The organism is Phaeobacter sp. JH20_37 (assembly GCF_048056015.1).
GTDB lineage: Bacteria > Pseudomonadota > Alphaproteobacteria > Rhodobacterales > Rhodobacteraceae > Phaeobacter > Phaeobacter bryozoorum.
The window spans coordinates 51,132-69,447 of sequence record NZ_JAYMWW010000014.1; the positions used below are offsets into that span (position 1 = coordinate 51,132).

An 18,316-nucleotide genomic window follows, 5' to 3' on the forward strand; every position below is an offset into this window, starting at 1 on the left:
TTAGAATCAAGGACGAAACCCGTGTCTAAACTCACACTTGGCTCGTATCCGCATATGTTGGGATTTGAGCAGCTGGAACGCCTGTTGGAACGCTCGGCCAAATCCGGGAACGAGGGCTATCCTCCCTATAATATCGAACAAACCTCAGATCATTCCTATCGCATCACGCTGGCGGTGGCCGGCTTCGGCGAGGCGGATCTGGCGATCACCGTCGAGGACCGTCAACTGGTCATCCGGGGACGCCAGAGCGATGACAGCGATGGCCGGGTGTTTTTGCACCGGGGCATTGCCGCGCGGCAGTTTCAGCGCATGTTTGTGCTGGCGGATGGGGTCGAGGTGGGGGAGGCCATTATGGAAAATGGCCTCTTGCATGTCGACCTGACCCGATCGCGGCCCGAAACCGTGGTTCAGACGATCAATATCAAGAAGGGGTAAGACAGATGCATACAGCCTATCAGTTCAACGATGCCGACAGCCGCATTGTCTATGTCAAGGCGGTTGATGTCGCGGATCTCCCTGCGGAGGTTCAGGCCGGTGCCGCCGGGCGCAGCCACCTCTATGCGGTGCATGATGCCGCTGGTGAACAGCTGGCCCTGGTCAGCGACCGGAAAATGGCCTTTGTTCTGGCGCGGCAGCATGATTATGCGCCGGTGCCGGTGCACTAATGGATATTGCCGCACGGCGTGAGCAACGCCAGCGCAGGTGATTGCAAGCGGATCGGGCGCCATACCCATGGCGCCCTTTTTGTTGGGCAGGCGACAGCTGCGGCGGGGCTCTCAGGCTGTCCGGCAGGCGCTGCGCGCAGGTGCAATCAAAGGGGCAGGCGGCAACTCCGGGCCCAAATCCGCTTGCGATGCCGCGTGCGGCGTGATCTTGCTGACGCAGGACCGTGATCACGCCGGGGAGGGTACATTGCGATACGATTTTGACTGGGTAGATGCCTTTTCGGGCCGGGCCTTTGGTGGCAACGGCTGCGCAGTGGTCCATGGCGGCGCCGGGCTGAGCGATGAGATCTGCATGGCCTATGTGCGCGAGACCTCGCTGGTGGAATGCACCTTCACCGGCCCGTCACAGGTTGCCGATGTGCGGGTGCGCTATTTCCTCGCCAGCCGCGAGATCCCTTTTGCAGGCCATCCGACCATTGCCACCGTGGCAGCCTTGCGCGACCGTGGCCTGATGGAGGGCGATGTGATCACGCTGGAGACCGGAGCCGGTCTGGTGCGGGTGAGCATGGCGGATGATCTCATTGAAATGACCCAGATCGCGCCAGAATTCGGCGCCTTTGCCGATCCGCAGCTGGTCGCGGCGGCGGTTTCGCTGCCGGTGGACGCGATTGTTGGCCGACCGCAGCGGGTGTCGACCGGATTGCCGTTCTGTATCACGGTGTTGCGGGACCGTGCCGCGCTTGAGGCCGCGACGCTGGATGTGCCGGCGCTGGCCCGGCTGGGGGCGGCAATGGGTGCCGACGGAATCGACATGATGGAACCGTTTCTGGTGACCTTGAGCGGTGCCACCGCCGAGGGGGACACATTCTCGCGGCTGCTGATGGCCCCGCCGAGCCCGCCGGAGGATCCATTTACAGGCTCGGCGACCGGCGCCATGGCCGCCTATCTGTGGCACCACGGTCTGATGGAGCCCGACCGTTTCATAGCCGAGCAGGGACATGGCCTTGGCCGTCCCGGTCAGGCTGTGGTGACGCGGGTTGGCCCGGCGGATGCGATTGAGGGCGTGCGGGTGGCGGGCCGGGGCTATGTTCTGATGCGCGGCACCGTAGATCTGCCAGACCTCGGCTGACAGAGGGCGGACTGTGACGCGCGAGCCTGCCATTGCGGTGGTGCCCTATGGGGCAAAGCTGAACCGGGCCTTTGCCAATCGCGAGCTTGCAAGCCTGCACTGGCCGTTCGGTTGCCCCGGCGATCTGATCGGCGGGCGGGTCTCGGATCTTGCAGCGCAAGACCATCTGATTGTCTGGGCAAAAACCGGAATGCACCTGCCGGGGCGCTGGCCCTGTCGGGCGGGGATCTCCATGATGGTGATGGAGCCCAAAATCATGTCGTCGTTGCACCACCGGCTGCTGCCCTGGACCTGGCGGCGGTTCTTTCGGGTGTTCAGCTATAATGAGGACTTGCTGGCGGGCATTGGCAACGGGCTTTTCCTGCCCTTCGGCACCACATGGGTGCCTGAGTGGCAGGAGCTGGCGATAGAGAAACGTGCCGATCTTTCGATCATCGCCTCAGCCAAGCGGGACCATCCGGGCCACAAGCTGCGCCATGACGTGGTCGAACATCTGAGGTGCAGCACGCCCGAGGTGGCCATCCTCGGGCGGGGATACCAGCCGTTTGAGACAAAATCCGACGGGCTGGCGCCCTACCGCTATAGTGTGGTGATCGAGAATGTCCGCGAACGGAATTATTTCTCAGAGAAGCTCATCGACGCGATCCTCTGCGAAACGGTGCCGATCTATTGGGGCTGCCCGAATATCAGCGATTTCTTCGATCCTGCCGGAATGATGATCTGCTCGACCGGCGAAGAAATACGCGCGGGCATCGCGATGATATCGCAGGATGATTACACGGCGCGGCTGCCGACGCTCAGGGCGCTTAAGCCGGAGGCTGCGCGATATGGCAGTATCGAGCGTCGCGCGGCGGAGGCGCTTCGGGCCAGCCTTTAACCCCATGCGTGAGTCGAAAAAGGCCGCCCGATCGGGCGGCCTTCTGTGAGTCTTGCGGGTGGATCAGCCTGCGATCAGCCCCATGTTCTCCAGCTTCAGCAGAACCTGATGGGCGCAGTTGTCGACGTCGACATTCTCGGTCTCGACACGCAGCTCCGGATCAACGGGGACATCATAGGGATCGGAAATCCCTGTGAATTCCTTGATCTTTCCTTCACGAGCCAGCTTGTAGAGACCCTTGCGGTCGCGGCGCTCGCATTCCTCGATCGAGGTCGCAACATGCACCTCCAGGAAGGCACCGAACTGCTCCACATCCTCACGCACGGCGCGGCGGGTGGTGGCATAAGGCGCGATCGGCGCGCAGATGGCGATGCCGCCGTTCTTGGTGATCTCGGAGGCCACATAGCCGATGCGGCGGATGTTGAGGTCGCGGTGCTCTTTCGAGAATCCCAGTTCGGAGCTGAGGTTTTTCCGCACGATGTCGCCATCGAGCAGCGTCACCGGACGGCCACCCATTTCCATCAGCTTGACCATCAGAGCATTTGCAATGGTGGATTTTCCGGAGCCGGAGAACCCGGTGAAGAACACGGTGAAGCCCTGCTTGGAACGTGGCGGCTTGGTCTTGCGCAGCTCGTTCACAACCTCGGGGAAGGAGAACCACTCGGGGATCTCCAGGCCTTCTTGCAGGCGACGGCGCAGTTCGGTGCCGGAGATGTTCAGGATGGTGACATTGTCGCGATCTTCAATCTCGTCGTTGGGTTCGTATTGGGCGCGTTCCTGCACATAGACCATGTGTTTGAAGTCGACCATTTCGATGCCGATTTCTTTCTGATGCTCGCGGAACAGATCCTGCGCATCATAGGGGCCGTAGAAATCTTCACCGGCGGAGTTCTTGCCGGGGCCTGCGTGATCGCGACCAACGATGAAATGGGTGCAGCCGTGGTTTTTGCGGATCAGCCCGTGCCAGACCGCCTCGCGGGGGCCGGCCATACGCATTGCCAGGTTCAAGAGCGACATGGATGTGGTGGCCGCCGGATATTTGTCCAGCACCGCCTCATAGCAGCGTACGCGGGTGAAATGATCGACGTCGCCCGGTTTGGTCATGCCGACAACCGGGTGGATCAGCAGGTTGGCCTGGGCCTCGCGCGCGGCGCGGAAGGTCAGTTCCTGATGTGCCCGGTGCAGCGGGTTGCGGGTCTGGAAGGCCACGATGCGGCGCCAGCCCAGTTTGCGGAAATAGGCGCGCAGCTCGTTCGGAGTGTCGCGACGTCCGCGGAAATCATAGTGGACGGGCTGCTGGATGCCGGTCACCGGACCGCCCAGATAGATCTTGCCTGCGGTGTTATGCAGGTAGTTGACCGCCGGATGGGCGTCATCATCGGCGCCGAACACCTTTTCGGCTTCGCGCGATTTGTTCGGCTCCCAGCGATCGGTCACGGTCATGGTGCCAAGGATGACACCTTCCTGATCGCGCAGGGCGATGTCTTCGCCGATTTCCAGCGATGCGGCAAAAACCTCGGACACATCCAGCGTGATCGGCATCGGCCAGAGGGTGCCGTCCACAAGGCGCATGTTTTCGACAACGCCGTTGTAGTCTGCTTCGCTCAGAAACCCTTTCAGCGGGTTGAAGCCGCCGTTCATCAGCAGCTCCAGATCGCAGATCTGGCGCGGGCTCAGGTCATGGCTCTTCAGCTCTGCGGCTTCGACCTTCAGCTTTTGGGCGGAGTCATAGGAGACATAAAGCTCCGGAATGGGGGCAAGATTATTCTGCATCAACTTGGTCCTGTACTTGAAGGGGACGAGGCCACTGGTGGTCCCAGTGAGTTCAGCGTGAAGCGCGTCGTATTCGGCGAACTTGCGGGCGAGGAACTGATCGGTGAGCCGGATTTTTTCGGCAGCACCTCGGGTGGTAAGCGCATAGGCGAAGCGTTGACGTTTGTCGGGACCTGCGCGATGGCTGACCTTGACAAGACCGGCTTCTGCGGCTGCGCGTAGATGTGCATTGAGCCGCCCAAGTGATATCCCGACAGCCGTCGCCGTGGCCCGCTGCGAGGCGTCTGGCGCCTTGTCGAGCTGGCTGAGGATACGAAAGAGCAGGTCTTCGTCCTCATGGCTGAGTGGTGTGGATCGGGATGGCATCGGGTCGACTCAAAGTGTGTTCACGGGTGAACGCATGTCATGCTTTGCAGTCGCAGCAAAGTCAAAACCCTTTTGAGTTTCGTGAAAAAGACCGCCGTTCCCCTATTGCAACGCAAGCGGAACGGGCGGTCTGTTGTCTCCGGCGGGCCGGGACAGGGGTCTGGCAGTCGGGGCCGCCTTGGGCTCAATCCTCGGCAAATCCCCAGCCGTCTGGCCGAAACCCATGGTCAAGTGCAGTCCGGGTTGCGACCTCTTCGACCATCCAGATCGCTGCTGCGGACAGGATCTGTTCGGGCATCGTCGCGATCAATGTGGCGGGATCATCGCCCTCGGCCTCTGCCCATTGGGTATAAAAGCCCAGATCGGCCAGTGCCTCGGCAAGGGGCATCCAGTCCTTGACCTCTTCAGCGACAAAGAACAGATCAAGATCCGCCTCAAACGGCAGGTCACCCTCGGCCTGCAAATCGGAGAAGGCCGAGAATGTCTCGGCCTTCTGGGTGTCGAAATCATGCGCCACCGCGCTCACTCCTGCTCTGCGAGGAAGCGTTCGGCATCCAGCGCCGCCATGCAGCCCATGCCGGCGGAGGTCACCGCCTGACGATATTTGTGATCGGTCAGGTCACCAGCGGCAAAAATGCCGGGGATGGAGGTTTCGGTGGTGCCGGGCGTTACCTTCACATAGCCGCCATTGTGGGTTTCCAGCACGTCCTTGACCAATTCATTGGCAGGCGCATGGCCGATGGCGACAAAGACGCCCTTGCAGGAGATTTCGGTGATTTCGCCGGTCTTCACGTTCTTCACCCGCACGCCCTCGACGCCCAGCGGGTTCTCGGTGCCGATCACCTCTTCCAGCTGGTGGAACCACAGCGGCTCAATCTTCTCGTTCTTCATCAGGCGGTCTTGCAGAATTTTCTCTGCGCGCAGCTCGTCGCGGCGGTGGATCAGCGTCACCTTGGAGGCAAAATTGGTCAGGAACAGCGCCTCTTCCACAGCGGTATTGCCGCCACCGATCACCACAATCTCCTGGCCGCGATAGAAGAAACCATCGCAGGTCGCGCAGGCGGAGACGCCAAAGCCCTTGAACTTCTCCTCGGACGGCAGGCCGAGCCATTTGGCGCGCGCGCCGGTTGCCAGAATGACCGCATCGGCGGTGTAGACGGTGCCGCTGTCACCCTTGGCCACGAATGGGCGCGAGGTGGTGTCGAGATCGGTGATGATGTCCCCGATGATCTCGCAGCCCATCGTCTTGGCGTGCTCCTGCATCCGCACCATCAGATCCGGGCCCTGAACCTCGGTGTCGCCAGGCCAGTTCTCTACCTCGGTAGTCGTGGTCAGCTGGCCGCCTGGCTCAATGCCCTGAACCAGAATCGGCTCCAGCATGGCGCGGCTGGCGTAGACGCCGGCGGTGTAGCCTGCCGGGCCGGACCCGATGATCAGAACCTTGGTGTGGCGCGTGTCGCTCATCTCATTTCCCCAGTCGATGAAAGGGCGGTCTTGCCGCCGTCAGGCAATGCATATAACTGCACCCGGCGATGTCTTAAAGCCCCGGCTTCAGCGATGTCGGATGCCCCCGGTTTTGATGCCTGGGCTAAGATGCTGAGGTCTCATCTTATCAACGGCAAATATTGTTGCGCGCGCCTGAAATAATATTGCGTGCACTACGGATGCTGGTATAACAAACGGAAAATTCAACAGGAGCTTCCAGATGGTCACAACACGCCTTGATCCGATTGATCGCAAGATTTTGTCGGAGTTGCAGGCCGACGGTCGTATGACCAATGTTGAACTGGCCAAGCGTGTGGGTATTTCCGCACCGCCGTGCCTGCGCCGGGTGCGCTCGCTTGAGGAGGCCGGGCTGATCCGCGGATACCATGCCGAGGTCAACGCACGCGAATTGGGGTTCGAAGTGCAGGTCTTTGCCATGGTGGGGCTGGAGAGCCAGGCCGAGGCCGAGCTGAGCGCCTTTGAAGCGAAATGTCGCGACTGGCCGCTGGTGCGCGAGTGCCACATGCTGAACGGCGAGGTGGATTTCATCCTGAAATGCGTCGCGCCCGATCTCAGCACCTTCCAGAGCTTTCTGACCGGCGATCTGCTGACGACGCCGAATGTGGCCAGCGTCAAGACGTCGCTGGTGATCCGAGGGGCCAAGGACGAACCCGGCGTTCCCTTTGATGTGCTGGAGCAAAGGCTCGCGCGCGAAGCCTGAGGCGCAGAGCCTCGCAGAAATCGGTCAGGCCAGTCTGATCAGAAAAAGCGCCTCGCAATGCGGGCGCTTTTTTCGTTTGGGGCGACCGCCGCAGCGGTCGGCGGACCCGGCTTAATTCATATCGGGATCTTGCAGCAGGATCCGGGGATAGGCCAGCGGGCCGAAGCCTGCGATCGATTCGACATGCGAAAACAGGTTCAGATAGAGCGTGCGGATGGCATGGCTCACCAGTTTCAGGGCCTCCGGGCCGGGGTGATAGGTTTCGAACGGCAGACCGCCGACACTGATCGCCGCATGGCGCGGCAGGCACAGATGAAAGAGGTCCACGGCGGTCGGGGGCGCGGTTTCGAAAATACTCATCCCGTCATGATATTGCTGCACCGGAACCAGCGAGGCGGCATTGTCCAGCTTGATCCCCGGCAGAGGTGCCCGTTGCAACAGCCGCGCGGCGGGGCCTGCGACAACCGTCGACATCGGCTTTGCCTCGCCAAGGCTATCGGCGGTAAAGCTGGTCAGCCGGTGGCTGCGACCGTGCTGCCCGCTGCGCGATGGGACAAGGCTGGTGCTGCCTTTCCACAACAGGGGGAGGGGATCGCCATCAAAGGTGATCAGCTCATCGCCCGGCAGCAGATCCTCGATTGCAATGGGCCCCTGCGTGGTCTCGATCAGGGATCCGCGGCAAAAGGCGGTAAAGGCGTCTTCGAACAATGGCAGCGACGGTGCGACATGGCGTGTCTCGGCGATCTGGCCGTTTGGCAGCAGGCTACAGACATCGTAACGGCGCAGCTGTGGCCGGGTCCCGCCGCGCTGGGCAGCAGGGTCCTGTAGCAGAGCATTGGCTTCGACCGCATTGGCAGCTGCGCGTCGCAGCGACTGGGGTATGGTCATGGCGAACGTGCCTCTCTCATGACTGTACTTGCATCAACCCCGGCAGCGCGATGAGCAGAAGGCGCGCCGGAATCGCTTGGTCCCTGTCGGGCGCCCCGGTCGCAATACGCGCGGTCCGGGGCAATGCGCCCAATCGGGCAGGTAAATGCGGCGGCCCTGTCTTGGGCAGAGGCCGCCGCCAGAGGTGATCACCGGTGGACGGTGTCAGGCGGGTATTCCCGGCCCCGTCGTGAGAGCGGGCCGTCGAGATTGCAGGGACGCCTCTTCAATGATCTCAGGCGCTCTTGGCCTGGGCCGGGCGCCGGAGAGTCTCGCGACGCCGCTCAATCGCGATCTGCCGGGTGGCGCCACGCGTCCAGGGTAGGCGCACCTCTTCGGTCTTGGCGGCAGCTACAATGGATTTGATGAAGCGCGTTTTTGGTTTCATGAGGCGTCTCCTGTAGGAGCGGGGCAGCATTCTGCGGCCCGCGCTTTAGTCCCGTCTTTTGTCGCCTGCCAATGCGCCGGGAATGTGGCCGATCTGTGGAAATCACAGGAACGCCGCAGTGATCCGCGCGCACTCAGCCCCCGCGCGGGCGTGCTTCGGTGGTCACATTGGGCCGCGAATTGCAGGTCACGGCGCCTACAGGCGAATGCAGGAGATCAGGCGCCCGTAGTCGACCTCTTTGTGATGGGTCGCGCGGCGGAAGGAATAGAACCGTTCCGGGTCAGAGTAGGTGCAATGCCCGGTCCATGCGGCCTCGGCCACGCCGGCGCTGCGCAGTTTGTGCAGACCCAGAGAGGGCAGATCAAAGAGGTAGCGATCGCCCTCGCCATTGGCAAAAAACCGTGCGTTTTCCGGATCCTGCATCATGAAGTCGTCAAAGAACTCAGGGCCGACCTCATAGGCGCGCTGCGAGATCGACGGGCCGATAACCGCGCGGGTGGCCTGCCGCCGCGCGCCCAGCTGTTCCATCGCGTCCAATGTGGCCTCCAGCACGCCATCAAGCGTGCCGCGCCACCCGGCATGAGCTGCGCCGACCACATTGGCCTCCGGGTCGTGAAACAGAACCGGCTGGCAGTCGGCGGTCAGGATCGACAGCACCACGCCGGGCACATTGGTGACCATGGCATCAGCCTGAATATCGCCCTGAATATTGTCCTGCCGGGGATCGGAGATGGTCAGGACATTGGCGGAATGCACCTGATTCACCCGGCCAAGCGCCTCGGGCGATGCTTCCATCGCTGCGGCGACGCGCATCCGGTTGATCTGCACCGCTTCGCGCTGATCCGACGAGCCAAGCCCGCAATTCAATCCGGCAAAAATACCCGAAGAGGCCCCGCCGCGACGGGTAAAGAAGCCGTGTTTGGTGCCATTGAGCAGCTCGGAGATGAGAATTTCCAGCGTCATGCGTTCAATCCCGGTGGGGGTGCGGTCTCTTCGGGGAAAATCCCCAGTATCTTGAACAGGTTTCCCATTTCCTCAGGATGCGTCAACCGTCGATGCGCCGCAATCAGAGATTGCAGCGCGTCGCCGTTTAGCCGCGCCGCCAGCGCCTGTGCCCGATCGGTGATGCCCAGACGCTCCAGAAACACGCCTTGCGGGGTCAGCCGACTATAGGCACAGCCCGCAGATTTCGCAGCCAGTGCAAGCGCTTCGAAATCGACATGGGTGGTCAGATCGGCGCTGCCCGGATCCTTCAGCGGATCGCTTGGCGCATGGGCGCGCAGGGCCTGCAACGTATCCCCCAGCGACCGCCAATCGCCGTAATCGACAATAAGCGCGGTTCCGCCGTGGCGGGCGATCCGGGTGGCGATGGTCTGAACCATCGGTTGCGCGGCTTCGCACAGCTCGACCAGATCACCGTCGCGGGTGTCCTCGAGGCGATGCGCCAGTGCAGGCTGTGGCGCCACCGCGCCAAGGCCAAAGCTGAGCGTGCCATCCTGAAGACCCACTGATTTTTCGCGCCAGCCATCGCCATCGCGCAGAAATTGCCGCACCGGCAGCGCATCAAAGAACTCATTTGCGATTAGAAACAGCGGTTGCTCGGGCAGCTCGGCGATATTCGGGTACCAGACCGGGTCATGGCCTGCCAGTTGCCTCGCCTGACGGGCGCGCAGGGTGGGGGAGGCCTCCAGCAGGGCAATCTGCATGGCGGCGTGAAACCCGGGCACGCCTTTTGTGGCGCGCAGCAGATCAGCCATCAGCGTGCCGCGACCGGGACCCAGTTCGGCCAATGTGAACCGCTGAGGTTGGCCCTGATCCAGCCAGCATTGTGCCAGCGCCAGCCCGATCAGCTCTCCGAACATCTGGCTGATTTCCGGGGCTGTGGTGAAATCCCCCTTGGCCCCCAGCGGGTCGCGGGTGGTGTAATAGCCATAGCTTGGATGCAGCAGCGCCTCGGCCATGTAATCCGCGACCGAAATCGGCCCCTCGGCATGGATGCGGGCAGTGATATGGTCGCTCAGGCTCATGCCGGAATCACCGCCATGCGTCGGCTGCGCAGCACCAGAATGAGGCCGATGGCGATCATCGGCAGCGACAGCAGCTGTCCCATGGTCAGACCGTAGCCGCCGATATGCCAGGCCAGCCCCAGGGGGTTCTCTGCGGTTACGAATTGGGCGTCGGGCTGGCGCATGAATTCAACCGCGAAGCGCGCCGCGCCATAGCCTGCCAGAAACACGCCGGTCACCCGGCCTGGGTGGGTCAGCGCCGCGCGCCGGTAGACCAGCCACAAGAGCACCGCACCAAGGATCAGCCCTTCCAGCAGTGCCTCATAGAGCTGGGACGGGTGGCGCGCACAGATCTCCCCCAGCGCCTGCCCGCAGGACTGCGCCGCGCGCCCGGGAAAGGCGACCCCCCAGGGCAGATCGGTTGCCCGCCCCCAGAGCTCGGCGTTGTTGAAGTTGGCAAGTCGGCCCAGCAAGAGGCCCGGCGGCACCGTATGTGCCACCAGATCAGCGATCTGAAGGCGCGGGATCCGGTGGCGCAGCGCATAGATCCAGGTGGCAATGATCACCCCCAGGAGACCGCCGTGAAAGGCCATGCCCCCCTGCCAGATGCGCAGGATCTCGGCCGGGTTCTGAAGGTAGTAGCCGGGCTGATAGAACAGCACATAGCCAAGCCGTCCGCCCAGAATGACGCCGAGGATGATCCAGGTGAGCAGATCTTCGACCTGTTGCGGTTTCATCGGGGGCTGTGCGTGGGGCCAGAGCGCGGGGCGCCGCAGCGCCGCGACCGCCAGCCGCCAGGCGATGACAATCCCGACGATATAGGCCAGCGCGTACCAGCGCAGCGCGAATTGGCTGCCGAACAGCTCAATTGTGAAGATTTCCGGGGTCAGATCGGGGAATTGGAGGATGAATGCGTGCATGTGCCGTCAATGCCTTTGCGGGGGCTGCGGTGTCAACGGCTTGCCGCCGCCGGTGTTGATGACCATATAGGGGTCAAGGCAGACATGGAGAAGACAATGCAGACGCGCAACAAGATCATGGATGATATTTCCCAGCTGATGACCAACGCGATGGGTGTGGCCCATGGCGCGCGGGAAGAGGCGGAGACCGCCATGAAGGGGCTGATTGACCGTTGGCTGGCCGATCGCGATTTCGTGACCCGCGAGGAGTTCGACGCCGTGCGCGCCATGGCGCAGAAGGCGCGTGAAGAAAACGAAGCGCTGAAAGCCCGGCTCGACGCGCTGGAAGCGGATAAATCCGCGTGATCCGGTTCCAGGGCTGAGCGGCAGGCACAGCCCGCCGCCCGGCGCTGAAATATCCGATCTGCAACATTTGCTGGCGTGCGGCCCGGTCCGGGTGGCGCGCCATTTTTGCGACCAAGCCCGCGTCGCAGACTCCCACCCGGCGCAGCAGGATCCCGCAGCTGCCTCTCTTCACAGCACTGTCACGATATTTTGAGGGTCATCGCCTTTCGTCCACAACTTATTGCAGTTATCCCCAAATAAAGGGTTGCCAGACGGCCTTGGTGCCTCCACCATATCTGGTAGGAGGACGGGTAAATCCCTCTCCTTATTGAGCAGGCCGCTAGCAATTGGGGGTGCCCCGCATCTCTTTTGCTAGAGATCAGAGAGGTGGCAACATGGCTCTTTCCGAACATTTTCTGGAAGACGAAATTCACCCTATCGACATCGTCGAACACTTGGCCTCGGACCACGATTGGGACTTTGACCGCATAGGCGACGATCAGATCGCCATGGCGGTGGAAGGCCAGTGGCGCACCTATTCGCTGACATTGGCGTGGTCCGGCTATGAAGAAACCCTGCGGATGGTATGCAGCTTTGAGATGGAGCCGCCGAAGGAACAGCTGCCGCGGCTCTACGAGCTGATCAACGAGATGAATGATCAGTGCTGGGCCGGTGGCTTTACCTTCTGGCCCGATCACAAGCTGATGCTGTATCGCTATGGGCTGGTATTGACCGGCGGACAGGTGGCAAGCCCTGAGCAGATCGACACGCTGATCAACTCCGCTGTCGCCAATTGCGAGCGCTACTATCCGGCAATCCAGCTGATGGTCTGGGGCGGACAATCGCCGCGCGACGCGCTTCAGGTCGCCATTGCAGAGGCTTACGGGCGCGCGTAAACCTTTCCCCGAACCGGCGCTGCATGGTGCCGGAGATCCGATCAGGGGAGGGGAAAGATGCAGGTATCACAGATCGCAGCGCGGGGCATCGCGCTCTTGGGCTGCGGCAAGATGGGGTCGGCAATGCTGGCCGGATGGCTTGACCGGGGTGTTGACCCGGATACCGTCTGGGTGATTGATCCCAATCCTTCCGACTGGCTGCGCCAGACTGGTGTGCATCTCAATGCGCCCTTGCCAGAGGCCGGTGACCGGGCGCCGGGGATCGTGCTGATTGCTGTCAAACCCCAGATGATGGGAGAGGCGCTGCCGCAGCTGCAACAGCTGGGCAATGGCGAGACGCTGTTTATCTCGGTTGCTGCCGGAACCTCGATCGCTACCTATGAATCACTTCTGGGGGCGCAGACGCCGATCGTGCGCGCCATGCCGAATACACCTGCCGCCGTCGGGCGTGGCATTACCGCGCTCATCGGCAACATGCGCGCGACCGAGGCGGATATAAATCGCGCCGATGCGCTGTTGCAGGCCATCGGCCAGACCGTCCGATTGCAGAGCGAGGCGCAGATGGATGCGGTCACCGGCGTCAGCGGCTCCGGCCCGGCCTATGTTTTCCATCTGATCGAAACCCTTGCCGCCGCTGGCGAGGCTGAGGGGCTGCCTGCCGATCTGGCGATGCAGCTGGCCAAGGCCACCGTCGCAGGGGCCGGTGCCCTGGCAGAAGCCTCCGAGGAAACGCCAGCGCAGCTGCGGGTCAATGTCACCAGCCCCAATGGCACGACCCAGGCCGCGCTGGAGGTGCTGATGGATGAGACTGACGGCTTTCCGCCGCTGCTGCGCCGCGCCGTGGCAGCAGCCACCAACCGGTCGAGGGAGCTGTCCCGTGGCTGACATCAGTTTTGACGAATTTCTCAAGGTCGATGTGCGCGTGGGCGAGGTGGTGCGCGCCGAGGACTACCCCGAGGCTCGCAAACCCGCGATCAAGATGTGGGTGGATTTCGGCGATGACATCGGCATCAAGAAAACCTCGGCGCAGGTGACGGCCCACTACACGGCGGAAACGCTGCTGGGCAAACAGGTGATGGCCGTGGTGAATTTCCCGCCCCGCCAGATTGGCAAGTTCATGTCCGAAGTGCTGGTGCTGGGGCTGCCGGATGCCACCGGAGAGATTGTTCTGATTGGTCCGGATGGACCGGTTCCATTGGGAGGGCGGATGCATTGAGCGGCAAACTCTGGATTACCCGGCCAATGACAGCCGCGGTTGAGGCGCGTGCGCGGGCGGAATTCGATGTCGAGATCCGCCAGCAGACCAGCCCTTTGAACGCCGATGAGCGCCAGCGTGCGCTGCGTGATTTCGACATCGTCCTGCCGACCCTGGGGGACCAGTTCGACGCAGGCAGTTTTGCCGCCGTGCCGCAGCCACGGTGCAGGTTGCTGGCCAATTTCGGTGTCGGCTTCAATCATATCGACGTGGCGGCCGCGCGCCGGGCCGGGATCGCGGTCAGCAACACCCCCGGCGCCGTTACCGATGCGACGGCTGATATCGCGCTGACGTTGATGCTGATGACCGCCCGCCGTGCCGGCGAGGGCGAGCGTCTGGTCCGCTCCGGCGAATGGCAGGGCTGGCATCCCACCCAGATGCTGGGGATGCATCTGACAGGCAAACATGTGGGCATCGTCGGCTTTGGCCGTATCGGTGAGGCCATCGCGCGGCGCTGTCACTTCGGCTTTGGCATGTCGGTCAGCTATCTGGCGCGCAGCGACAAATCACCCGGCTTCCCGGTGTCGCGCGCGGAAAGCCTGACCGCTCTGGCAGCTCAGGTGGATGTGCTGGTGCTTGCAGTGCCCGGCGGTGCGGAGACGCGGCATTTGATCAGCGCAGAGGTTCTGGCGGCGATGCGCCCTCATGCCCTGCTGATCAATATCTCGCGCGGTGAGGTGGTGGATGAGGCGGCGCTGATCGCCGCCCTTCAGGCGGGCGCGCTCGGCGGGGCAGGTCTGGATGTCTATGAATTCGAGCCGGAGGTGCCGGAGGCCCTGCGGCAGATGGAGCAGGTCACGCTGCTGCCGCATCTGGGCACCGCCACCGAGGAGGTGCGCAGCGCCATGGGACATCTGGCGCTGGACAATGTCGCGGCTTTCCTTGCTGGTCGGCCGTTGATTTCGCCCGTGTAACTGCCTGTGTAACCGCCAGCGTATCGCGTCGGGGCGTCTAACGCCCCGCGCTGCGTCAGACGCGCCCGGCCTCCGCTCGGTGCAGGCCGTTTCAGATCAGCCCGCAGCAGAGGTGGGCTGATCGCCGGTGGCCTCGCGCCAGTGGCGACGGCAGAGCGATACATAGGTTTCATTGCCGCCGATCTGCACCTGCGCGCCTTCGGTGATGGTCTGACCGTTCTCATCCTGCCGGATCACCATGGTTGCCTTTTTACCGCAGTGGCAGATGGTGCGGACTTCGCGCATTTCATCGGCCAGTGCCAGCAGGGTGGCGGAGCCGGGAAACAGCTTGCCCTGAAAATCGACCCGCAGCCCGTAGCACAAAACCGGCACCCGCAGATCGTCGACCACCCGCGCCAGATCCCAGACCTGATCCGGCGACAGAAACTGCGCCTCATCGACAAAGATGCTGGCAACACTGCCCCTTGCCAGTCGCTCTGTCACTTTGTCGAACAGGTTCTCACCGGGCCGGAAGATGTCAGCCTCGGCACCGATCCCGATGCGGGAGGCGATCCGCCCCTGACCGGCGCGGTTGTCCAGCGCTGCGGTCAGCAGATAGGTGTCCATATCGTTCTCGCGGTAGTTATGCGAGGCTTGCAAGAGCACCGTCGATTTGCCGGCATTCATGGTGGAGTAGTGGAAGTAAAGCTTGGCCATGGCGCTGATTTAGCCGCAGAGCCGGTCGGAGGAAACGGTTTTCTTCACCATTTCTTCACCGATTGCCCGATGAGCTGACGGCATTTTCGGCCTGAGGATAAAACGCCCTGCGCGCGGATGCCGGTTCGCGGCGAAACAACCCGAGAAACGAACCACATGACACCTGCGGCAGGGCGCCAACTGGACGGAAATTGCCCACCAGCGAAGGCCCACGAAACACGCCTTCGCCCCCAGCGCGTTTCCCTGTCTCGCGACCCGGAACAGCGCGGTAAGTCCCTTAAAAACCTTAGGGATAGAAATAGCTTTGCATTTCCTTTAAGTGTCGTGAATGGGAAATTAACGCGTTTCTTCCCCGATGGGGTCGCGGTCATATGCAGGTAGATTTTATATGGCAGACATAGGTACTTATCTAAAAAAGCACACCGAGGCTCTGGTCAAGGATGTGGGGATCGAGGCAGCCTGCCAGATCACAGGAAAATCCAAGGCGACGTTGGGGCGGTATTACTCGGATAATGCCGAACATGTCGATCGGTTCATGCCCGTCGACGCCGTTGCCAAACTGGAAGCTGCGGCCTCCTTCCCGCATGTGACTTCCGGTCTGGCGGATCTGAAGAACATTACCTTGTCCTACTGTCAGGCCAGCCCGGCCTCAGAGGCGCGCCGCGGTGGCGTCAATGCGGATGTGATTGCGCTCAGCCAGCGCTTTGCCACATTGATGAGCGAATATCAGGAGGCCATGGCCGATGGGATCATCACCATCAATGAGGCCAAGCGGTTGCTGCGCGAAACGGTGATGCTGCAGCAGGTGCTTCTGGATATGAAACTGCATCTGGAAGAAGAAAGTGGCTGAGACACTGACGACGGGGCCTGCTGTTTCGGCTGACGGGCGCGTGGCGGAGGATCTGCCGGCGCTCATCGCCGAGGCCTTGCCGCAGATTGATATCGCCCGCCTGGCAGCGACAGGTGACCCGCAGCATCCGCCCCGGATCCTGCTGCTCTATGGCTCCCTGCGGGCCGTCAGCTACTCACGCAAGGTTGCCGAGGAGGCAGCCCGGATCCTGCGCGCGCTGGGCTGCGAGGCGCGGATTTTCGATCCGAGCGGGCTGCCATTGCCCGATGACACCGGCAGCGAAGATCACCCCAAGGTGAGCGAACTGCGCGATCTTGCGGTCTGGTGCGATGGAATGGTCTGGTCCAGCCCGGAACGGCATGGCGCTATGACGGGCATCATGAAGACACAGATCGACTGGCTGCCGCTGTCGCTGAAAGGCGGTGTTCGCACCACGCAGGGCAAGACGCTGGCGGTGATGCAGGTCTCCGGCGGATCGCAATCTTTCAACGCTGTCAACCAGATGCGTATTCTGGGCCGCTGGATGCGGATGCTGACCATCCCCAACCAATCCTCGATTCCCAAGGCGTGGCTGGAATTTGCCGAGGGGGACCGTCTGCCCGAAGGCCCGTTCTATCGCCGTATTGTCGATGTGATGGAAGAGCTGGTGAAATTCACCTGGCTGACTCGCGGTCGCAAGGACTACCTGGTCGACCGCTACTCAGAGCGGGTTGAGGACGCCGAGGCCGTGCACCAGCGGGTGTCGCAGAAATAGCGCCGGACGCGAGCTGAAGGCGAGACTGAAAAAGGGCCTGCCAGGATCGGCAGGCCCGAATTCGTTTGGTAACTGGTCCGGCAGGCTCAGGCCGCGCGGCGCAGGATCACCGATCCCACCGAATAACCGGCACCGAAAGAGCAGATCAGCCCCAGATCGCCCTCGGCCAGATCATCCGAATATTTGGAGAAGGCGATGATCGACCCTGCCGAGGATGTATTGGCGTAATCCTGCAGGATATTGGGCTGTTCACCGGCCTCTGGCGTGCGGCCAAGGACCTTTTTGCCAATGAAATCGTTCATCGTCTTATTGGCCTGATGCAGCCAGAGCCGTTTCAGCTCGGTGTTGCTGACGCCCTCGGCCTCCATGTGATCCGCAATATGCTGGCTGACCATCGGCAGCACTTCCTTGAAGACCTTGCGCCCGTTCTGCATGAACTGCATGTCCCGACGATCTGCGACCCCATCCGGGCGCGACCGGCGCAGATAGCCATTGTTGTTGCGGATATTGTTGGAAAAGCTGGTGGCGCAGCGGGTCGACAGGATTTCGAAATGCGGGCCGCTGGCGTCTTCGCTGCGCTCGATCAGGGTGGCCGTTGCCACATCGCCAAAGATGAAATGGCAATCGCGGTCGCGCCACTCAAGATGGCCGGAGCAGATCTCGGGATTGACCACCAGCGCCGACCGAATGGAGCCGGAGCGCACCATATCGGCAGCCGCCTGAATCCCAAAGGTGGCGGAGGAACAGGCGACATTCATGTCAAAGGCAAAGCCTTCGATGCCAAGAAGATCCTGAATTTCGATTGCCAGCGCCGGATAGGCACGTTCCATATTGGAGGCCGCACAGATGACGGCGTCGACATCCGCCGCAGTCTTGCCGGCCTGTTTCAGTGCTTTCTTGGCGGCATCCAGTGCCATTTCGGCCATGATGGATGGCTCGTCATCGCTGCGCTGACGCAGCAGCGGGTGCATCACCTCAGGATCAAGAATACCGCTCTTGTCCATCACGTAGCGCTGTTCGATACCGGAGGCCTTCAGGATGAAGTCTTCGGAGGAATGCGCCAGAGGATCCATCTCACCCGCTGCAATCGCCTCTGCGTTCTCGGCATTGACCTTATCGGCATAGGCATTGAAGGCTGTGACCAGCTCGGCGTTTGTGATCGTCTGTGACGGCGTAAAGACGCCCGTGCCGGTGATGGCGGGTGTATACATGAGCTGGACCTTCGGGTGGTTTTCAAAAGTGCTGCATATCTGGGCATCTTCCCCCAGTGAGGTCAAGGGCAAGGCCCTTGGCGTTACGGGCGCAGCCCCTACGTCAACCTGATCAGGGCGTCCCGGAGCATTGTTGATATGAATAAAATGCTTCCCTCC

22 protein-coding genes are annotated in these 18,316 nt (G+C 62.0%); 12 read left to right on the plus strand and 10 right to left on the minus strand.

The annotated features are described in order from the left end of the window. Window positions 1–21: 21 nt before the first annotated feature. From VWZ87_RS11560 to VWZ87_RS11575, 4 genes are all read left to right on the plus strand, one after another. Window positions 22–435, plus strand: coding sequence for an Hsp20 family protein (locus VWZ87_RS11560; RefSeq protein WP_072505182.1), 414 nt, complete (start codon window positions 22–24; stop codon window positions 433–435). A gap of 5 nt (window positions 436–440) precedes the next feature. Next, a complete protein-coding gene (locus VWZ87_RS11565) occupies window positions 441–665 on the plus strand; it encodes a DUF1150 family protein (RefSeq protein WP_340546228.1) in 225 nt (74 codons plus the stop codon). A gap of 247 nt (window positions 666–912) precedes the next feature. Further along, window positions 913–1,794 carry a PhzF family phenazine biosynthesis protein gene (locus VWZ87_RS11570; protein ID WP_416535003.1) on the plus strand — a complete coding sequence of 294 codons (882 nt, stop codon included), beginning with the start codon at window positions 913–915 and terminating at the stop codon, window positions 1,792–1,794. Window positions 1,795–1,807: 13 nt separating this feature from the next. After that, complete coding sequence (locus tag VWZ87_RS11575) at window positions 1,808–2,671, plus strand: hypothetical protein (RefSeq protein ID WP_416535004.1); 864 nt, start codon at window positions 1,808–1,810, stop codon at window positions 2,669–2,671. A gap of 63 nt (window positions 2,672–2,734) precedes the next feature. On the opposite strand, the gene VWZ87_RS11580 is transcribed toward VWZ87_RS11575, so the two are convergent. From VWZ87_RS11580 to trxB, 3 genes are all read right to left on the minus strand, one after another. Continuing rightward, entirely contained in the window at window positions 2,735–4,810 is a 2,076-nt protein-coding gene (locus VWZ87_RS11580) for a bifunctional sulfate adenylyltransferase/adenylylsulfate kinase (protein ID WP_416535005.1), read from the minus strand. Between the two features lie 184 nt (window positions 4,811–4,994). Beyond that, complete coding sequence (locus tag VWZ87_RS11585; RefSeq protein WP_416535006.1) at window positions 4,995–5,327, minus strand: ribonuclease E inhibitor RraB; 333 nt, start codon at window positions 5,325–5,327, stop codon at window positions 4,995–4,997. A gap of 5 nt (window positions 5,328–5,332) precedes the next feature. Further along, on the minus strand, window positions 5,333–6,274 hold the full coding sequence (trxB, locus tag VWZ87_RS11590; protein WP_416535007.1) for a thioredoxin-disulfide reductase: 942 nt from the start codon (window positions 6,272–6,274) through the stop codon (window positions 5,333–5,335). 241 nt (window positions 6,275–6,515) lie between these two features. Here trxB and VWZ87_RS11595 point away from each other — a divergent pair, with 241 nt between their 5' ends. After that, a complete protein-coding gene (locus tag VWZ87_RS11595; protein WP_340546222.1) occupies window positions 6,516–7,016 on the plus strand; it encodes an Lrp/AsnC family transcriptional regulator in 501 nt (166 codons plus the stop codon). 111 nt (window positions 7,017–7,127) lie between these two features. Here the strand turns inward: VWZ87_RS11595 and VWZ87_RS11600 are convergent, their stop codons facing one another. The 5 genes from VWZ87_RS11600 to lgt form a co-directional block, all read right to left on the minus strand. After that, window positions 7,128–7,904: a Hint domain-containing protein gene (locus VWZ87_RS11600; protein ID WP_416535008.1), complete on the minus strand. Its 777-nt coding sequence runs from the start codon at window positions 7,902–7,904 to the stop codon at window positions 7,128–7,130. Window positions 7,905–8,178: 274 nt separating this feature from the next. Further along, complete coding sequence (locus VWZ87_RS11605) at window positions 8,179–8,331, minus strand: hypothetical protein (protein WP_416535009.1); 153 nt, start codon at window positions 8,329–8,331, stop codon at window positions 8,179–8,181. 195 nt (window positions 8,332–8,526) lie between these two features. After that, entirely contained in the window at window positions 8,527–9,294 is a 768-nt protein-coding gene (gene pgeF, locus VWZ87_RS11610) for a peptidoglycan editing factor PgeF (protein ID WP_416535010.1), read from the minus strand. After that, on the minus strand, window positions 9,291–10,358 hold the full coding sequence (locus tag VWZ87_RS11615) for a class I SAM-dependent methyltransferase (protein ID WP_416535011.1): 1,068 nt from the start codon (window positions 10,356–10,358) through the stop codon (window positions 9,291–9,293). Before VWZ87_RS11615 ends, pgeF begins: the two co-directional genes overlap by 4 nt. Then, window positions 10,355–11,257: a prolipoprotein diacylglyceryl transferase gene (lgt, locus tag VWZ87_RS11620; protein ID WP_416535012.1), complete on the minus strand. Its 903-nt coding sequence runs from the start codon at window positions 11,255–11,257 to the stop codon at window positions 10,355–10,357. The genes VWZ87_RS11615 and lgt overlap by 4 nt, the downstream gene beginning before the upstream one ends. Window positions 11,258–11,353: 96 nt before the next feature. Here lgt and VWZ87_RS11625 point away from each other — a divergent pair, with 96 nt between their 5' ends. The 5 genes from VWZ87_RS11625 to VWZ87_RS11645 all read left to right on the plus strand — a co-directional run bounded on the left by VWZ87_RS11625 (window position 11,354) and on the right by VWZ87_RS11645 (window position 14,646). Then, window positions 11,354–11,602, plus strand: coding sequence for an accessory factor UbiK family protein (locus VWZ87_RS11625; protein WP_340546216.1), 249 nt, complete (start codon window positions 11,354–11,356; stop codon window positions 11,600–11,602). A gap of 374 nt (window positions 11,603–11,976) precedes the next feature. Then, window positions 11,977–12,477, plus strand: a complete 501-nt coding sequence (locus VWZ87_RS11630; protein ID WP_340546215.1) for a YbjN domain-containing protein — start codon at window positions 11,977–11,979, stop codon at window positions 12,475–12,477. A 57-nt stretch (window positions 12,478–12,534) separates the two neighbouring features. Next, complete coding sequence (gene proC / locus VWZ87_RS11635; RefSeq protein ID WP_416535013.1) at window positions 12,535–13,362, plus strand: pyrroline-5-carboxylate reductase; 828 nt, start codon at window positions 12,535–12,537, stop codon at window positions 13,360–13,362. Beyond that, window positions 13,355–13,693: a tRNA-binding protein gene (locus tag VWZ87_RS11640; RefSeq protein WP_340546213.1), complete on the plus strand. Its 339-nt coding sequence runs from the start codon at window positions 13,355–13,357 to the stop codon at window positions 13,691–13,693. The genes proC and VWZ87_RS11640 overlap by 8 nt, the downstream gene beginning before the upstream one ends. Window positions 13,694–13,719: 26 nt before the next feature. Further along, window positions 13,720–14,646: a 2-hydroxyacid dehydrogenase gene (locus VWZ87_RS11645; RefSeq protein WP_416535132.1), complete on the plus strand. Its 927-nt coding sequence runs from the start codon at window positions 13,720–13,722 to the stop codon at window positions 14,644–14,646. Window positions 14,647–14,742: 96 nt separating this feature from the next. On the opposite strand, the gene VWZ87_RS11650 is transcribed toward VWZ87_RS11645, so the two are convergent. Next, window positions 14,743–15,342, minus strand: coding sequence for a thymidine kinase (locus VWZ87_RS11650; protein ID WP_340546212.1), 600 nt, complete (start codon window positions 15,340–15,342; stop codon window positions 14,743–14,745). A gap of 388 nt (window positions 15,343–15,730) precedes the next feature. Here VWZ87_RS11650 and VWZ87_RS11655 point away from each other — a divergent pair, with 388 nt between their 5' ends. Then, complete coding sequence (locus VWZ87_RS11655) at window positions 15,731–16,192, plus strand: hypothetical protein (protein ID WP_340546211.1); 462 nt, start codon at window positions 15,731–15,733, stop codon at window positions 16,190–16,192. A gap of 52 nt (window positions 16,193–16,244) precedes the next feature. Further along, window positions 16,245–16,946, plus strand: coding sequence for an arsenical resistance protein ArsH (gene arsH, locus VWZ87_RS11660; protein WP_416535133.1), 702 nt, complete (start codon window positions 16,245–16,247; stop codon window positions 16,944–16,946). Between the two features lie 86 nt (window positions 16,947–17,032). On the opposite strand, the gene VWZ87_RS11665 is transcribed toward arsH, so the two are convergent. Next, the gene (locus tag VWZ87_RS11665; RefSeq protein ID WP_416535014.1) at window positions 17,033–18,157 is read right to left on the minus strand and encodes a beta-ketoacyl-ACP synthase III; all 1,125 of its coding nucleotides are present in this window, start codon (window positions 18,155–18,157) and stop codon (window positions 17,033–17,035) included. Window positions 18,158–18,316 lie beyond the last annotated feature (159 nt).

Bases quoted from the DNA above. Each gene is read 5' to 3' on its own strand.
- VWZ87_RS11615 (WP_416535011.1), bottom strand. From the start codon at position 10,358: ATGAGCCTGAGCGACCATATCACTGCCCGCATCCATGCCGAGGGGCCG.
- VWZ87_RS11655 (WP_340546211.1), top strand. From the start codon at position 15,731: ATGGCAGACATAGGTACTTATCTAAAAAAGCACACCGAGGCTCTGGTC.
- VWZ87_RS11565 (WP_340546228.1), top strand. From the start codon at position 441: ATGCATACAGCCTATCAGTTCAACGATGCCGACAGCCGCATTGTCTAT.
- VWZ87_RS11630 (WP_340546215.1), top strand. From the start codon at position 11,977: ATGGCTCTTTCCGAACATTTTCTGGAAGACGAAATTCACCCTATCGAC.
- VWZ87_RS11605 (WP_416535009.1), bottom strand. From the start codon at position 8,331: ATGAAACCAAAAACGCGCTTCATCAAATCCATTGTAGCTGCCGCCAAG.
- lgt (WP_416535012.1), bottom strand. From the start codon at position 11,257: ATGCACGCATTCATCCTCCAATTCCCCGATCTGACCCCGGAAATCTTC.
- VWZ87_RS11600 (WP_416535008.1), bottom strand. From the start codon at position 7,904: ATGACCATACCCCAGTCGCTGCGACGCGCAGCTGCCAATGCGGTCGAA.
- pgeF (WP_416535010.1), bottom strand. From the start codon at position 9,294: ATGACGCTGGAAATTCTCATCTCCGAGCTGCTCAATGGCACCAAACAC.
- VWZ87_RS11625 (WP_340546216.1), top strand. From the start codon at position 11,354: ATGCAGACGCGCAACAAGATCATGGATGATATTTCCCAGCTGATGACC.
- VWZ87_RS11595 (WP_340546222.1), top strand. From the start codon at position 6,516: ATGGTCACAACACGCCTTGATCCGATTGATCGCAAGATTTTGTCGGAG.
- proC (WP_416535013.1), top strand. From the start codon at position 12,535: ATGCAGGTATCACAGATCGCAGCGCGGGGCATCGCGCTCTTGGGCTGC.
- trxB (WP_416535007.1), bottom strand. From the start codon at position 6,274: ATGAGCGACACGCGCCACACCAAGGTTCTGATCATCGGGTCCGGCCCG.
- VWZ87_RS11580 (WP_416535005.1), bottom strand. From the start codon at position 4,810: ATGCCATCCCGATCCACACCACTCAGCCATGAGGACGAAGACCTGCTC.
- VWZ87_RS11650 (WP_340546212.1), bottom strand. From the start codon at position 15,342: ATGGCCAAGCTTTACTTCCACTACTCCACCATGAATGCCGGCAAATCG.
- VWZ87_RS11665 (WP_416535014.1), bottom strand. From the start codon at position 18,157: ATGTATACACCCGCCATCACCGGCACGGGCGTCTTTACGCCGTCACAG.
- VWZ87_RS11645 (WP_416535132.1), top strand. From the start codon at position 13,720: ATGACAGCCGCGGTTGAGGCGCGTGCGCGGGCGGAATTCGATGTCGAG.